We start from the raw sequence: 15,607 nt of genomic DNA, 5'->3' as shown, positions 1-15,607 counted from the left end.
TACCGATGCGGACCGCGCCCAAGGGCTGCTGGAGCGTTGCCAGTGGTGCGGCAGCCCACATCCTAATCGGTGGGGTCGTACCGCCGGGCGCGTTCGGCGACGCAGATCTCGTCGATCGAGGAAACGATGTCGCGCAACAGTTCCGAGGGCAGCGCGGCCGGGCGCAGGCGACAGGTGAAGGTGATGAAGCCGTGCTCCTCGCCGTCCAGTTCCTGCAGGTAGCGCGACCGCACGCCGTAGGTGAGCGCGGAGATGACGGTGAAGCAGCCGGTGGCCTCGCGGTGCCCGGAGAACAGGTCGTGCAGGCGGTGGAAGACCCGCGGATAGGTCGACAGCGGCGCGAAGACCGAGATGCGATAGGCCGCACCGCGTTCGGAGGAGCTGATGACGGTATCGGCCAGATACTCCGCGTCGCGCAGCGTCAGCACCTTCGGAGCGAACATCAGCGCGCCGGCGGCGGCGTTGCGAACCGGCATGCCCGCCCGGCCGCCCGCGGACGCGGCGATGGCGCCCAGCGACTTACGCGCGCGCGAGCCCACCTCGCGTCTGGCGCGCAGTGAGAGGTTGGGCGCGGTGGGATGCAGGCTCGACCACTGGCCGAAGCGCACGGTGCCCAGCTGCACCTTGCCGGTGCCGACCGGGCGCGAGACCTTCAGCGGCGCGGTGTCGACCCAGCGGCCCACCTGCAGCAGCGCTTCGCCGGGGGACTGGATCTCCTTGAACGCCTGCTCGACGAAGGTGTCGAAGTCCAGGAAGCGATGCGCGTCGGAGGTGAGCCAGGTGCGGTCCTTGTCCACATCGGTGACCTCGAGGGTCAGCGCGGTGATGATGCCGGTGCGCCCGCCGCCGCCCAGGATGCGCCGGAAGCGCTCGACGTGGTGATTGCGCCCGCAGGTGCCGAAACGCCCGTCCTGATCGACGTATTCGAGCTCGACCACGTTGTCGCTGAACATGCCGAAGCGGTGCGAGGCGGCGCTGAGCCCGCCGACCGCCGCGAAGCCGCCCGCGGTGATGTCCCGATGGTCGCCCACGATCGGCAGGCCGAGCCCGTGCGCGCCCAGGGTGCGGTCGATGTCGGACAGGCGGGCGCCCGCCTGCACCCGCACCGTGCGCGCGTCCGCGTCCACGACCTGAACGCGGTTCATCTTGCGCATGGACAGCACCGAACCCTGATCCGGTGGTGAGAGCTCCTCGTCCGGGCGCTCCCCACCGCGGATGATCAGCGGTTTCGTCGACTTGCGCGAATCCCGAACGGTCCGAACCACATCCGCGGTGTCGCGGGGGAGGAATTCTTCCGGGAGGGTGGAGACGGGCGTGCTCATGGCGCTACAGCTAACCATAGTCACGCGCATTGTGCTCGCGGATGGCGCGTCGTCTCAGTGAGCGGGGTCCAGACGCCGTGTGAACAGTACGTTTCCGGTTGCGTCACACAGGTTTACTGTGAGTTCGCTGGACCGGCCGTCGATGGTGACTTCGCCGAAATGCTGGTAGGCGCCGTCGAGCGGGGACGTGTTCTGGACGGGCGGGGCGTGGACGAAAACGGCCTCGGGGCCGAAGGTGCCGTCCAGCTCGTTGGGACCGAACGCGCCGGCGTTGAGGGGGCCCGAGACGAACTCCCAGAACTCGTCGAAATCGCCGACCGCCGCGCGGGCGGGCGAATAGTGGTGCGCGGCGGTGTAGTGCACGTCGGCGGTGAGCCAGACGACGTTGCGCACCCGATCGGATTTGATGGCGCGCAGCACCGCGGCGATCTCGGTTTCGCGACCCGACGGCGCGCCCGGATCGCCGTTGGCCGGACCTTCGAACGCGGTGCTCCCGTCCTTGACCGCCAGGCCGAGCGGCAGATCATTGGCGATGATCTTCCAGGTGGCGCGGGAATCCCGCAAACCCTCGATGAGCCATCGGGTCTGGGCCGCACCGAAGATCGTGCCCGCGGGACCGCGGTTCGCGCCGTTGGCGTCCTTGTAGGTGCGCATGTCGAGCACGAAGACATCCAGCAGCGGGCCGTACGAGATCTTGCGATAGAGGCGGCCGTCGGCGGCCTCCTTCGGCTCCACCGGCATCCATTCGTGGAATGCCTGCCAGGACCGGGTGGCGAGGGTGTCCATGGAGCGTTCGGTGTAGCCCTTGCCCTCGGCGATCTGCCCGCCGGGATACCAGTTGTTGACCGTCTCGTGGTCGTCCCACTGCACGAGCTGGGCGACCGCGGCGTTGAAGCGCAGGTAGTTGGCGTCGGTGAGGTTGTAGGCGTAGTTCCCGCGGAACTGGTCCAGGGTCTGGGCGACCGCGCTCTTGGCCTCGGAGACGGTGTTACGCCAGATCCGGCCGTCCGGGAGGGTCACCGATTCCGCGAGCGGGCCGTCGGCGTAGATGGCGTCACCCGAATGCAGGAACAGGTGCGGATCGCGGGCGGCCATGGCGGAGAAGATCTTCATGCCGCCCAGATCCGGATTGCTGCCGTAGCCCTGGCCCGCCACGTCGCCGGACCACAGCAGCGTGATGTCGGCGGGCGCGACGGGGGCGGTGCGGAAGACGCCGGTGACGGGCTCGGAGGTCGCGCCGTCCTCGGCTTCGAGGGTGACGCGGTAGTGCACCTGTTGTCCGGCGGGCAGTCCGTTGACGCGGATCCGGCCGGTGCCGTCGGTGGCCGGGGTCAGCAGAGCGCCCTCGAAACGTCGTGCGTCCCTGAAGGATTCGGTCGCGGCGGTTTCGACGATCAGGGTGGCGGGGCGGTCCGCGCGCGCCCAGATCAGCGCGCCGTCGGTGCGCGGGTCGCCGACCGCGACGCCGTGCGTCAGGCGCGGGCGCTCGCGCACCAGGGCCGGGCCGCCGTTGGTCGAACAGGCCGCCAGGGCGGGCGCGGTCAGCAGCCCGGCGGCGGAGGCGCGCAGCAGGGTGCGGCGGGAGAGACCGAATTCGCGTGCGGGGAAGAGCGAGGCCATGGGCCGACCATGGCGCAGCCAACGCAACATCGGCTGAACTCTGCCGTGCGGTCCGGCGAATCTTCGGCAACGGGGCGACGTGTCGTGCGCGGGTTCGGGTTCGGGCCGCCGGATATCCTTCGGCGCGCGCGGGTTCGGATCGGTAGGGTCCTACGGCGTGGACAGAGCGCAATTGACGGCCGAGATCGCGGCGGGTGCGTCGCCGGAGCTTCTCTTCTTCTGGGGGCACACCCGTACGCCCGGTCACGCCGTGGGCAAGTGGGTGCTGAGCCAGTGGTGGCCGGTCGAGTTCACCGTGGACGGGCAGAGCTACGGCAGCGCCGAGCATTTCATGATGGGGGAGAAGGCACGGCTGTTCGGCGACGAGGAGATGCGTGCGAAGGTCCTCGCGAGCGAGACGCCCGCCGACGCCAAACGGATCGGGCGCGCGGTGCGGGGATTCGATCAGGACGCGTGGGTGGCGCATCGGTACGACATCGTCCTGCGCGGCAGCATCGCCAAATTCGGGCAGCACACCGAGCTGCGCGACTTTCTGCTCGCCACCGGGGACAAGGTGCTGGTGGAAGCCGCACCGCGGGACACCATCTGGGGGATCGGCCTGGGTGCGGAGAACCCGGCCGCCGCGGATCCGGAGCAGTGGCGCGGGGAGAACCTGCTGGGCTTCGCGCTGATGGACGCGCGGTCCGCGCTCGTCTCGGCGACCTAGGCGAGCAGCGGCCCCGCGTGCGTGCGGGCGGCCAGGTCGGCGAAGACCGCGGCGGTGCGGGAGCCGGGCGCGGGGCAGTAGACGATCATGCGCTGGTCGGTGTCGGCGATGTGCAGGACCTGGCATTCGAAGTCGAGGGGGCCGAGGCCGGGATGGTCGACGCGTTTGGCGTGGCCGCGCCGGACCTCGACGTCGTGGGCGTGCCACATCTGCGCGAAACGCGATGCGGTGCCCAGCAGTTCGGTGACCAGGGCGGCCAGGGCCGGATTGCCCGGATAGCGGGCGGAGGCGGCGCGCAGGTCCGCGACGGTGGAGTGCGCGAAACCGACCATGGACTCGTCCGACCACAGCGGATGGTCGAGCGGTACGGCGAACATCCAGCGCACCATGTTGCGCTCGTGGCCGGGCACTGTGTCGAGGTCGCCGATGAACGGGACCGCCAAGGCGTTCCAGGCCAGGATCTCGTAGGTGGCGTCCACCACGTAGGCGGGGGTGCCCATGGTGTCGAGAATGACCCGGACCGATTGCGGGATGGTGCGATCGGGCCCCGCCACCGCGGGCGGATTCTCCCCGCCCACGCGGAAGAGGTATTCCCGCTCGTCGGCGGTGAGCATGAGCGCGCGGGCCACCGCGGCCAGCACCTGACGCGAGGGCTTGGCCCCGCGGGCCTGTTCCAGGCGGATGTAGTAGTCCACCGAGATGCCGGCCAGCTGAGCCACCTCCTGCCTGCGCAAACCCGTTGTGCGGCGGTTGATTCCGGTGGGCAGCCCGACATCGGCCGGGGTCAGGCGTCCCCGCCGGGTGCGCAGGAACGACGCCAGTTCGCTTCGATCGGCCATGGGTCCAGTGTCGGGCACGTCCGCCCGCGGTGGGTGGTACAACTTGGCCCTCCCGGGCGCGCGTGAGCGGTGTGAGGCTGAAACCCATGACGACAGCACTCATTACCGGGGCCAATCGCAGCATCGGTTTCGAAACCGCCCGTCAGCTCGCCGAGCGGGGGCTGACCGTGCTGGTGGGGGCCCGCGACGCCGAGCGCGGCCGGACCGCCACCGAGAAGTTGAAAGCCGAAGGCGCGCAAGCGCATTTCGTGCAGCTCGACGTGACCGACGCCGAATCCATCGCACGGGCGGCGGCGTGGATCGAGGCCGAGTTCGGATCGCTGGACGTGCTGGTCAACAACGCGGGGATCCTCGGCGGCTTCGACCTGGACGGCAAACCCTCCAACACGCGGGTGCCCACGTTCGCGCAGACCCTCGAGACCAATGTGTTCGGCGTGGTCGCGGTGACCAACGCGCTGCTGCCGCTGCTGCGCCGGGCGCCGGCCGCGCGCATCGTGAACGTCTCCAGCGAGGTCGGCTCGATCGCGGGCATGCTCGATACGCGGGGTCCGATGTGGCCGATGGTGAGCATCTCCTATCCGGTGTCGAAGGCGGCGCTCAACATGGTCACCGCCCAGTACGCCAAGGAACTCTGGGACACCCCGATCAAGGTGAACGCTGCCAACCCGGGCTACTGTGCGACCGACTTCAACGGCAACACCGGTTTTCGCACGGCCGCCCAGGGCGCCGAACCGTCGGTGTATCTGGCGACTCTGCCCGCGGACGGGCCCTCCGGGCAGTTCTGGGGCTACCTCTGGGGTGGTGACACCGAGTACGGTCTGCTGCCCTGGTGACGATTTACGTGACCGTCACCGGCGGGAAACGGACACTGTTGGTCAATTGACCAGTATTGGTGTCCGGTCGGGCATACCCTTGCGACCCGGCTCGACTCGGCGGAAGGATGCCCGTGAACATAGGCCGCAGAACAGTGCTCAGAGGTGCGGCGATGGCCGCGGCGGCGGGACTGGCCGGAGCCGCCGCGGCCCGCGCCACGCCCGGTGCGCCCGGCGCGAACCGGGACGCCGAGGTGATCGTGGTCGGCGCCGGGCTGTCCGGCCTGGCCGCGGCCAAGGCCCTGCGCGCGGCCGGGCAGCGGGTGCTGCTGCTCGAGGCGCGTGACCGCGCGGGCGGGCGCGTGTTCAACGCCACCACGCGCGGGGGCATCGCCGTCGACGGCGGGGCCGAGTTCCTCGGGCCCACCCAGGACCGCATCGCGGCGTTCGCCGCGGAGTACGGGGTGCCCACGCTGCCCACCTACAACCGGGGCGAGTCCATCTTCGCGATCAACGGTGCGCTGCACCGGGTTCCGGCCGCGGTGCCGCTGCCCATCCTGCCGGGCACGGCCGAGACGGCGCTGGCCATGGCCCGCATCGACGCCACCGCGCTCGGATTCCCGGTCGGGGAGCCGTGGCGGCATCCCGAGGCCGCGTACCTGGACTCCATCACCTGGCAGGACTGGATCGACGCCAACGCCGGAACCTACGAGGGCAAGCTGTTTCTCGCCCTGGCCCAGAGCGCACCGCTGTCGGTGCGGCCGCACGAACTCTCGGCGCTGTTCATGATGAACTACTTCGCCGCCTCCGGAAACGAGAGCAACCCCGGCACTTTCGCGCGGCTGCTCAGCGTGGAGGGCGGCGCGCAGGAGCGGTTCTTCGACGGCGGCGCGGCGCTGGTGCCGCTGCGGATGGCCGAATCCTTCTCGGACAGCATCGTTTACGGAGCGCCGGCGCGCGCCATCGAACAGCACGAGGCCGGGGCGTCGGTGATCACCGATCGGGGGACCTTCCGCGCGGCGAAGGTGGTGGTCGCCATGTCGCCCGCCATCAGCGGGCGGATCGAGTACCGGCCCGGACTGCCGAGTGAGCGCGTCGAACTGACCCGGGGCTACACCATGGGCCGGATCGCCAAGTTCCTCGCGGTCTACGAGCGGCCCTTCTGGCGCGAGGACGGGCTCTCGGGGCAGGTCGTGGGCGACGGCACGCCCATCGACGTCACCTACGAGAGCTACGGCCAGGGGCACCACATCCTCATGGGCTTCATCTCCGCCGACGCCATGGCCGACCTGGACGTACGGCCCGACCGGGACCTGGTCGAGACCGGGCTGGACAGCCTGGTGCGGTACTTCGGCCCCCGGGCCCGGTCCGAGGCCGTCGACTACGGATTCAAGAAGTGGGACAACGATCCCTACTCGTGGGGCGGGCCCACGGCCACCACGCGCCCGGGGATTCTCACCCGGTTCGGTCCCGCGCTGCGCGCCCCCGTCGGTGACATCCACTGGGCGGGCACCGAAACCGCGGACTACTGGCAGGGCTACATGGACGGGGCGATCCGCAGCGGTGAACGGGCCGCACGGGAGATCCTGGCGCTGTGATCGGCTGCGGGACGGGCGGATTCGGCGGCTGCGCGACCCCGGAGACGCGAATGCACTCCGGGCGAAGGGATTTCGCCGGGAGTGCATCGTCGCTGGGACGCGTCAGTTGACCACTTCGATGATGTCGCCCGGATTCACATGGTTGTAGAGCCGCTCGGCGCCCTCGGGCACCATGCGGATGCAGCCGTGCGACTGCTCCTCGATCGGGCCGATATGGGTGGCGATGTCACCGTTGAAGAACACGGCCCAGAGCATCTCCGCGTGGTGCATGGTGCTCCAGTGGTACTCCTTCTTGAAGGCCACGTGGAACACCCCGGGCGGGGTCTCGTAGCCGGGGCGGCCGTGCGAGATCGGCGTCGGGCCGTAGGTGACGTTGCCGTCCTCCATGAGCCACGCCTCGTTGCGCGACAGGCTCATGCAGACCCGGGCGCCCTGCGTGGTGCAGGGCGCGACCACCGGGGCCGGTGGGCTGGGAATGATCGACGGGACACCCGGAATATCGGGGCCGCCGGGCCACAGCGGTTCCGCCTGGGCGGGGGCCGCCATCAGCACGGCGGCCGACGCGATTCCGGTTAGCACCGCCGCTCGGGCGATAGGTTTACGGAAGATGGTGCCGCTCATATGTGAACCTCGCTCTTCCCGGGCGCAAGAGTGCGCGGCGGTGACCGGTGATCAGGTCACCTGGTGGTCATGCAAAGGAACTATCACCGCATCTTAAACGGGAATTGTGAGGATTCGGGCGGAATCGGCACCCTGAACAATTGGTGGGTACACCGCTCGGAACCGGCTCTGACCGGGCGGTCGGCAGCTTTGCCGAACTGTGATCGGAAATCACTCGGCGGGGTTATTTCGCTCGTGTAGAAGCAGGAGCAGATACGCCGCGACCGTTTGCGAATCGACGATTACGCCATTCGCGATCATCGTTTCCACTTCGGTCCGGGAGAACCACGCGGCGCGCATGTCCTGTTCGGAGGGCTCGCGTTCGGGTTCGCCCGCGGTCAGTCCGGTGGCCAGCACGACGTGGCCGTAGTGATTGCTGGTGCCGGGCGCCGGGGCGATCCTGCCGAGCAGTGCGAGATGCGCTGCGCGCAAACCGGTTTCCTCGCGCAGCTCCTGCCGGGCGGCGGCGATCGGATCGAAGGGCGTGCCGGGCACCGTGCCGCCGGGGAACTCCCAGCTGCGGCGGCGCAGCGGATACCTGAACTGTTCCACCAGGTGGAATCGATCGCCGTCGCGCGGAATGACGATGGCGAAGTGCGCCTTGTCGATGTAGGCGTACAGCCCGTCGCCGTCGGGTCGGCGAATGATGTCCTCGTGCAGGGTGATCCAGGGATTGGTGTAGATCTCCCGCGATGAGATGGGGTCCATCGCGCAATCCTGCCGCATCGGGTGCGCACGGCGGCGCACTCGCCTCAGGGACGCAGGCTCGCGGTGATCGATTCCGCGGCGGTGACGGTGGCCGCGGCCAGCTCGCGCAGGGCCGCGGCGGGCAGGTGGGCGTCGGGGCAGCTGACCACCGAGGCGATGACCGCGCCGGCGGGCCCGAAGATCGGGGCGGCCACCGAGACCACGGCGTTGTTCTCACCCAGTTCGTCGGGCAGGTAGTCGATGGTGATGAGTTCGGTGATCATGGCGCTGAGGCGGTGCCGCAGCGGGTCGGTGACGGGGGAGTGCCGCAGCGCGGACAGCGCCTCGAGCATGGGGGCGGAATCGTCGGCCAGGCGCTCCACTGAATAGCCGCGCGAGGCGATGGCGTCCAGCACCGTGGCCAGGCGGTCCCGATGGGCCGGGTCGGCGGCGGCGAGCCAGGCGCGCCGTTCGGATTCCGGCGCCCAGGCGATGAATTCGCGGCACACCGGGGGTGCGAAGGGTATGCGCCTGGCATGCCGGATCCAGGGCACCGAGGGTGTGCCGATGACCTCGGTGACGGCGATCGTGTCGCGCTCGCGTTCGGCGAGGAAGACCGGTACGCCCCGGTCGGCGGCCAGCGCGCGCATGGCGTCGGCGGCCGTGCGGCGCAACGGGAACGCGGCCTCGGCCCGCCGGGCCACCGACATCAGGCCCAGGCCCAGTGCGTAGTTGCCGTCCTCGTCGCGGACCGTCCAGCCCTCGGCGGTGAGCTGGGTGAGCACCGCGTGCGCGGTGGCCCGGGACATGCCGGTGGCCCGGACTATGCGGGCGAGCGAGAGCTGTTCGGCCGCATGCCGGGACAGCAGTTCGACGGTCTGCACGACGCGGCGGGTGGGCGGGGAGGGCGCGCCCGTCTCGCTCGGGCCGGCGGTAGCGGAGGCGTCCCGGGCGCCGTTCGGCGCGGCGGCGGTGCGGGCCTCGGTCACGGTGTCCTCGATTGCTGTGCGGCGGAGGGGGTTCGGTCCATTCAACAGCAGTCCCGGCGGTCGCACGCGGGGCCGGGTCCGGGTGTCGCGGTGCGAACGGCGGGCAGCCCGCGCCGGGCAATTCGGCGCGGGGTATTGACCAGTACTGGGCAACCGACCTATCGTCGGTGTCACATTATCGAACAATAGCGTCGAATATTCGACACCGCAAGTCCCGGGCACACGACGCTCCGGGCAACGGCGGGGGCCGGATCGGCGCGGCGAGTGAGTGAAGCGAATGCGCGCGGGATACGAGCTGACGCACCTGGACGCCCTGGAGGCGGAATCGGTGCACATCATTCGGGAGGTGGCCGCCACCTTCGAGCGGCCGGTACTGCTGTTCTCGGGCGGCAAGGACTCGGCGGTCATGCTGGAACTGGCGCGCCGGGCCTTCTGGCCCGCGCCGCTGCCGTTCCCGCTCATGCACATCGACACCGGCCGGAATTTCGACGAGGTGATCGACTTCCGCGATCGCACCGTCGCCCGGCTCGGGGCGCAGCTGCTGGTCGGCAGCGTGCAGGACGACATCGACGCCGGCCGGGTCACCGAGAAGGCCGGGGAGAGCCGCAATCGGCTGCAGACCGCGACCCTGCTGCGCGCCATCCGGGAGAACCGCTTCGACGCGGTCTTCGGCGGGGCGCGCCGCGACGAGGAGAAGGCCCGGGCCAAGGAGCGGGTCTTCAGCTTCCGCGACGAATACGGGGCCTGGGATCCGCGGGCGCAGCGGCCGGAAGTGTGGAACCTCTACAACGGCAGGCACAACAAAGGCGAGCACATCCGGGTGTTCCCGCTCTCGAACTGGACCGAGCTCGACATCTGGGAGTACATCGACCGCGCCGAGGTGGCGCTGCCGTCGCTGTACTACGCGCACCGGCGGCTCGTGCTCGAGCGGGACGGAATGCTGCTGGCGGACAACAGGTTCGTCACCCCCGGACCCGGCGAACCGCTGGTCGAACACAGCGTGCGTTTTCGCACCCTCGGTGACGCCGACTGCACCGGCTGCGTGGAATCGACCGCCGCCACCCCCGCCGAGGTGATCGCCGAAACCGCGGTCACCCGGCTCACCGAACGCGGCGCGACCCGCGCCGACGACCGCATCTCCGACTCCGGCATGGAGGATCGCAAGCGAGAGGGCTACTTCTGATGCGCCGCAACCTATTGCGCCTGGCCACCGCCGGCAGCGTCGACGACGGCAAGTCCACGCTCATCGGCCGCCTGCTCTACGACTCCAAGGCGCTGTTCACCGATCAGCTCGACGCCATCGAACGCGTGAGTCTCGGGCGCGGCAGTGCGCAGCCGGATCTGGCGCTGGTCACCGACGGGCTGCGCGCCGAACGCGAGCAGGGCATCACCATCGACGTCGCCTACCGCTACTTCACCACCCCGCGCAGGAAATTCGTCATCGCGGACACCCCCGGGCACGTGCAGTACACCCGCAACATGGTGACCGGCGCGTCCACCGCGGACCTGGCGCTCATCCTGGTCGACGCGCGCAAGGGCGTCTCCGAGCAGACGCGGCGGCACGCGTTCCTGTCCTCGCTGCTGGGCGTGGGGCACCTGGTGCTGTGCGTGAACAAGATGGACCTGGTCGACTGGTCCGAGGAGCGGTTCGAGGAGATCCGTTCCGAGTTCGCCGATTTCGCCACCAAACTCGACGTCGGCGACCTCAGCTTCCTGCCGGTGTCCGCGCTCACCGGCGACAACGTGGTCGAAACCTCCACGCACACACCGTGGTACGCCGGACCGCCGCTGCTGCGGCACCTCGAGGAAGTGCACATCGCCTCGGACCGCAACCTCATCGACGCGCGGCTGCCCGTGCAGTACGTCATCCGCCCGCACGGGCAGAGCGAGCGCTCCTACGCGGGCACCATCGCCGGGGGGATCTTCAAGCCCGGCGACGAGGTCGTGGTGCTGCCCTCGGGGCGCGGCAGTCACGTCAGCGAGATCTGGGGACCCGGCGGCGGCAAGATCGAGGAGGCGTACGCCGGGATGGCGGTCTCGCTCACCCTCGACGACGACATCGATGTCGGTCGCGGCGACATGCTCGCCCGGCCCGGCAATCAGCCGCATCAGGATCGTGAACTCGACGCCATGGTGTGCTGGTTCTCCGACACCACCGTGCTGCGCGCCGGGAACGACTACAGCCTGCGCACCGCCACCCAGGCCACCAAGGTGCGGGTCACCGAACTGGACTACCGGCTCGATGTGAACACCCTGCACCGTGAGACCGAAGCGGAACAGCTGGGGCTCAACGACATCGGGCGACTCACCCTGCACGGCCGCCAGCCGGTCATGTTCGACGCCTACCGGGACAATCGCGCCACCGGCAGCTTCATCCTCGTCGACGATGCCACCAATCAGACCGTGGCCGCGGGCATGATCACCGGGCGCACCCCGGGCAAGCTCGAGACCAGCAGCGACCGCGGGCACCGCACCAGCGGGCGGCGGCCGCGCCCGAACCTGGTGTGGCACAACTCCAAGGTCGATCGCGAGCAGCGGCTGAGCGCGGGGGCGACCATCTGGCTCACCGGGCTGTCCGGGTCCGGAAAGTCCACCATCGCCGTGGAATTGGAGCGCCAGCTCATCGCGTCGGGCCGGCCCGCGTACCTGCTGGACGGGGACAACCTGCGGCACGGACTGACCAGCAACCTCGGATTCACCGACGAGGATCGGCGCGAGAACATCCGGCGCGTGGCCGAGGTCGCGGCGCTGTTCGCCGACGCGGGCACCGTCGCCATCGTCTCGCTCATCAGCCCGTTCCGGGAACAGCGCCGCGACGCGCGAAAGCTGCACGACGACAAGCGATTGCCGTTCTACGAGGTCTTCGTGGACACGCCCCTGGCAGAGTGCGAACTGCGCGATCCCAAGGGCCTGTACAAGCGCGCCCGCGCCGGGGAACTGCGCGAGTTCACCGGCATCGACTCCCCGTACGAGCGGCCCGAATACGCCGAACTCACCATCACCCCGCAGGCCGGGACACCCGTCGACATCGCCCAACTGATCCGCCGCGAACTCGGCGGACTCTCCGAGAGGAATGGCTGAGGCCAGATGGCACAACCCGATATCGAGCAGGCCGAACTACCGCTGACCGAGCCGTTCCTGGCCGCGGTCGCCGAGGCCGAGAAGCTCATCGCCGCCGCGGAATTCATTCGCGACGAGCACGACCTCGCCGAGGGCTACGACTACCTGCAGGGCAGCATCGCCGCCGTGCTGCAGCTCTCGCGCGCGCACGGCACCTCGCACCCGTACTTCGTGTCCTCCACCGGTCCGTACGCCAAGATGGGCCTGGACAACCCGGACACGCTGTACTACCACGCCAATGTCGAACCGGGCGCGGAGTACCTGCTCACCGGGGTGCGCGGCAGCACCGTCGATCTGAGCTTCCAGGTCCTCAAGGGCGACTACACCGCCACCGATGTGCCGGGCGGACAGGACGCCTTCGACGATCGCCGCCTCGACATCGCCGCGGACGGCAGCTACCAGCTGCGTTTCGGGCCGCCCAAGGAGAATCCGGAGCCGAACTATTTCGTGCTCGGCGAGGGCGCGTCCATGCTCGCGGTGCGAGAGGTGTACGGGGACTGGCTGTCCGAGCGCAAGGGCACCATTCGCATCGAACGGGTCGACACCGTGGGCACCGCGCCGGTCGAGCCCGACGTGACCCAGCTGCGCAAGCGCTACCGGGCCGCCGGGCGCATGCTGCTGACCCGCGTGCACACCTGGTTCAACTTCCCCAAGTGGTTCTACCTGGATCTGCCGGTCAACACCCTGACCGAACCCCGGCTCACCCCCGGCGGATTGAGCACCCAGTACTCCTCGGTCGGGCACTACGACCTCGCCGACGACCAGGCGCTGATCATCACGGTGCCGAAATCGCAGGCGCCGTACCTGGGTTTCCAGCTCGGCAGCCGCTGGTACATCTCGCTGGACTACGTGAACCACCAGACCAGCCTCAATCACGCACAGGCGCAGGTGGATCCGGACGGGCTCGTCCGCCTGGTGGTGTCGGCGCGCAACCCCGGCATCGCCAACTGGATAGAGACCACCGGTCGCGGGCGCGGCATCCTGCAATTCCGCTGGCAGCGCGTCGACGCCCCGGTCACCCCGGATCAGGGTCCCGCGTTCGAGCTGGTGCCGTTCGACAAGGTGGCCGAACGGCTGCCGCACTTCGCACACAATCAGATCGACGACGCGGGGTGGCGCGAACGAATCGCCGCCCGTCAGCGTGGTTTCGCGGAAAGGATGCTGGGATGAGCCGGCTCGAAACAGGACTGCTCGCGGGCAAGGTCGTCGTGGTCAGCGGCGTCGGTCCGGGGCTGGGGCGGTCCATCTGCCTCGAGGCCGCCGCGGCCGGGGCCAAGGTCGTGCTCGCCGCTCGGACCGAGGCGCGGCTGAAGGAGGTCGCGGCCGAGGTCGAGGCCGCCGGCGGCGAAACCCTCAGCGTGGTCACCGATATCACCGACGCCGACGCCGTCGCGAACCTGGTGGCGCGCACGCTCGAGGCGTTCGGGCGGGTGGATGTGCTGGTGAACAACGCGTTCTCGGTGCCGTCCATGAAGCCGCTCGCACGCACCGACTACGCGCAGATCACCACCAGCCTCGATCTCACCGTGCTCGGGAACCTGCGGATGACACAGGCTTTCACCGAAGCGCTGACCGAGACCGCGGGCAACGTGGTCATGATCAACTCGGCGGTGCTGCGGCACTCCGAGCCGCGCTACGGCAGCTACAAGGTCTCCAAGTCGGCGCTGCTGGCGCTGTCGCAGACCCTGGCCACCGAGCTCGGCGAGAAGGGAATCCGCGTCAACAGCGTTGCCCCCGGCTACATTTGGACCGATCAGCTGAAGTGGTACTTCGGGGAGATCGCCAAGAAGTACGGGATCACCGAGGAACAGGTGTACCAGCAGACCGCGTCCAAGTCCGACCTCAAGCGGCTGCCGCTGCCGGACGAGATCGCGCAGACCGTCGTGTTCCTGGCCTCGCCCTGGGCCAACGCCATCACCGGCCAGACCATCGACGTGAACTGCGGCGAATACCACGTCTGACCAAGCTTTTCCGGGGTCCACGGCAGCTGCGCAAGGCTGTCGCGGACCCCGGTTCGACAAGGAGTTACCTGAATGAGCGCACGCACCACCGTCGGCACCGTCGAGGATCTGCACGCCTCGGCCACCCGGGTCTGCGGCCTCGAGGATTTCGGCGGCGACGACCACCTCGAGGGGCTCGGCGTCCTGCTGGAGTCCTACCAGCGCGACGCCGGGCTCACCGAACTCGGCTCCAAGATGAGCCGATACTTCCTGCGCGGGGCGCTCGTCGCCCGCGCGCTGAGCGAGGCGTCCTGGAAAGCCAATCCGGCCTACGCCGACACCCCGGTCCAGCGGCCGATTTTCGTGACCGGCCTGCCGCGCACCGGCACCACCGCCCTGCACCGCTTGCTCGCGGCCGACCCGCAGCATCAGGCGCTGGAGATGTGGCTCGCCGAACTGCCGCAGCCGCGCCCGCCGCGCGAGACCTGGGCCGACAACCCGATCTATCAGCGCATCGACGCCGGGTTCGCCCAGCACCGGGTCGAGAACCCGGACTTCATGGGGCTGCACTACATGAGCGCCTCCGACGTGGAGGAATGCTGGCAACTGCTGCGCCAGACGGTGAAGTCGATCTCGTACGAGACGCTGGCCTACCTGCCCACGTACTCGCAGTGGCTGCGCAAGCAGGACTGGACCGACGCCTACGCCCGGCACCGGAAGAACCTGCAGCTCATCGGACTCGGCGACAACCGCCGCTGGGTGCTCAAGAACCCCAGCCACCTGTTCGCCCTGGACGCGCTGATGGCGGCGTACCCCGACGCGCTGATCATCCAGACCCACCGCGATCCGGTCACGATCGTCGGCTCCGCGTGCAGCCTGGCCGATCACGCCGCCCGCGGCTGGTCCGACACCTTCGTCGGTGACAAGATCGGCGAGACCCAGCTCGAACTGTGGTCCCGCGGCCTGCGCGAGTTCAACACCGCCCGTGCGCGATACAACCCCGACCAGTTCCTGGACGTCCAGTTCGACGACCTGCGCGCCGACCCCCTGGGCACCGTGGACAACATCTACACCGCCTTCGGCCTGGACTTCGACGACCCGGCCCGCACCGCCATGACCTCCCTCGACGAGGAGAGCAAGAGCGGCGACCGCAAACCCACCCACAACTACTCGCTGGCCGACTACGGGCTGACCGAGGACCGGGTCCGGGCGGCGTTCGCGGAGTCCTGATCGGCCGCACCGGGTCCGGCATACGCGATGGCCGGTGACGGTCACCGCCGCGCCGGTCTCCGAACACGCGGGCCCCGAGCCGAA

General features: G+C 69.4%; 14 protein-coding genes. 8 read left to right on the top strand and 6 right to left on the bottom strand.

Translation table 11 applies throughout. The features are described 5' to 3' along the window. Positions 1-62: 62 nt before the first annotated feature. Both ABZ319_RS26945 and ABZ319_RS26940 read right to left on the bottom strand, forming a co-directional pair. A complete protein-coding gene (locus ABZ319_RS26945) occupies positions 63-1,322 on the bottom strand; it encodes an FAD-dependent oxidoreductase (RefSeq protein ID WP_354989282.1) in 1,260 nt (419 codons plus the stop codon). A 54-nt stretch (positions 1,323-1,376) separates the two neighbouring features. Beyond that, positions 1,377-2,942, bottom strand: coding sequence for an alkaline phosphatase D family protein (locus tag ABZ319_RS26940; protein ID WP_354989281.1), 1,566 nt, complete (start codon positions 2,940-2,942; stop codon positions 1,377-1,379). A 157-nt stretch (positions 2,943-3,099) separates the two neighbouring features. Between ABZ319_RS26940 and ABZ319_RS26935 the strand changes: the two genes are divergently transcribed. Next, on the top strand, positions 3,100-3,648 hold the full coding sequence (locus tag ABZ319_RS26935) for an NADAR family protein (protein ID WP_354989280.1): 549 nt from the start codon (positions 3,100-3,102) through the stop codon (positions 3,646-3,648). Here the strand turns inward: ABZ319_RS26935 and ABZ319_RS26930 are convergent. Then, positions 3,645-4,487 carry a helix-turn-helix transcriptional regulator gene (locus tag ABZ319_RS26930; protein WP_354989279.1) on the bottom strand — a complete coding sequence of 281 codons (843 nt, stop codon included), beginning with the start codon at positions 4,485-4,487 and terminating at the stop codon, positions 3,645-3,647. The genes ABZ319_RS26935 and ABZ319_RS26930 overlap by 4 nt on opposite strands. Before the next feature lie 86 nt (positions 4,488-4,573). Between ABZ319_RS26930 and ABZ319_RS26925 the strand changes: the two genes are divergently transcribed. Together ABZ319_RS26925 and ABZ319_RS26920 are read left to right on the top strand one after the other, a co-directional pair. Continuing rightward, positions 4,574-5,320, top strand: coding sequence for an SDR family oxidoreductase (locus tag ABZ319_RS26925; RefSeq protein WP_354989278.1), 747 nt, complete (start codon positions 4,574-4,576; stop codon positions 5,318-5,320). Positions 5,321-5,472: 152 nt separating this feature from the next. Next, complete coding sequence (locus ABZ319_RS26920; RefSeq protein WP_354989277.1) at positions 5,473-6,897, top strand: FAD-dependent oxidoreductase; 1,425 nt, start codon at positions 5,473-5,475, stop codon at positions 6,895-6,897. A 102-nt stretch (positions 6,898-6,999) separates the two neighbouring features. Here ABZ319_RS26920 and ABZ319_RS26915 read toward each other — a convergent pair whose 3' ends face one another. The 3 genes from ABZ319_RS26915 to ABZ319_RS26905 form a co-directional block, all read right to left on the bottom strand. Continuing rightward, positions 7,000-7,518 carry a L,D-transpeptidase gene (locus ABZ319_RS26915; RefSeq protein WP_354989276.1) on the bottom strand — a complete coding sequence of 173 codons (519 nt, stop codon included), beginning with the start codon at positions 7,516-7,518 and terminating at the stop codon, positions 7,000-7,002. Positions 7,519-7,728: 210 nt separating this feature from the next. Next, complete coding sequence (locus tag ABZ319_RS26910; RefSeq protein ID WP_354989275.1) at positions 7,729-8,265, bottom strand: NUDIX hydrolase; 537 nt, start codon at positions 8,263-8,265, stop codon at positions 7,729-7,731. A gap of 44 nt (positions 8,266-8,309) precedes the next feature. Next, a complete protein-coding gene (locus tag ABZ319_RS26905) occupies positions 8,310-9,233 on the bottom strand; it encodes a helix-turn-helix domain-containing protein (RefSeq protein ID WP_354989274.1) in 924 nt (307 codons plus the stop codon). Positions 9,234-9,510: 277 nt separating this feature from the next. Between ABZ319_RS26905 and cysD the strand changes: the two genes are divergently transcribed. From cysD to ABZ319_RS26880, 5 genes are all read left to right on the top strand, one after another. Beyond that, positions 9,511-10,416: a sulfate adenylyltransferase subunit CysD gene (cysD, locus tag ABZ319_RS26900; RefSeq protein WP_354989273.1), complete on the top strand. Its 906-nt coding sequence runs from the start codon at positions 9,511-9,513 to the stop codon at positions 10,414-10,416. Further along, entirely contained in the window at positions 10,416-12,314 is a 1,899-nt protein-coding gene (cysC, locus tag ABZ319_RS26895) for an adenylyl-sulfate kinase (protein ID WP_354989272.1), read from the top strand. Before cysD ends, cysC begins: the two co-directional genes overlap by 1 nt. 6 nt (positions 12,315-12,320) lie before the next feature. Further along, positions 12,321-13,523: a hypothetical protein gene (locus tag ABZ319_RS26890; RefSeq protein WP_354989271.1), complete on the top strand. Its 1,203-nt coding sequence runs from the start codon at positions 12,321-12,323 to the stop codon at positions 13,521-13,523. Beyond that, the gene (locus ABZ319_RS26885) at positions 13,520-14,314 is read left to right on the top strand and encodes an SDR family oxidoreductase (protein WP_354989270.1); all 795 of its coding nucleotides are present in this window, start codon (positions 13,520-13,522) and stop codon (positions 14,312-14,314) included. Before ABZ319_RS26890 ends, ABZ319_RS26885 begins: the two co-directional genes overlap by 4 nt. Positions 14,315-14,386: 72 nt before the next feature. Further along, on the top strand, positions 14,387-15,523 hold the full coding sequence (locus ABZ319_RS26880) for a sulfotransferase (RefSeq protein ID WP_354989269.1): 1,137 nt from the start codon (positions 14,387-14,389) through the stop codon (positions 15,521-15,523). The last annotated feature ends 84 nt before the right edge of the window (positions 15,524-15,607 follow it).

The sequence above is a fragment of the Nocardia sp. NPDC005978 genome, assembly GCF_040614455.1.
Taxonomy (GTDB): domain Bacteria; phylum Actinomycetota; class Actinomycetes; order Mycobacteriales; family Mycobacteriaceae; genus Nocardia.
The sequence above is the reverse complement of the archived record's forward strand: the minus strand, read 5'-3'. Positions and strand labels throughout refer to the sequence as shown.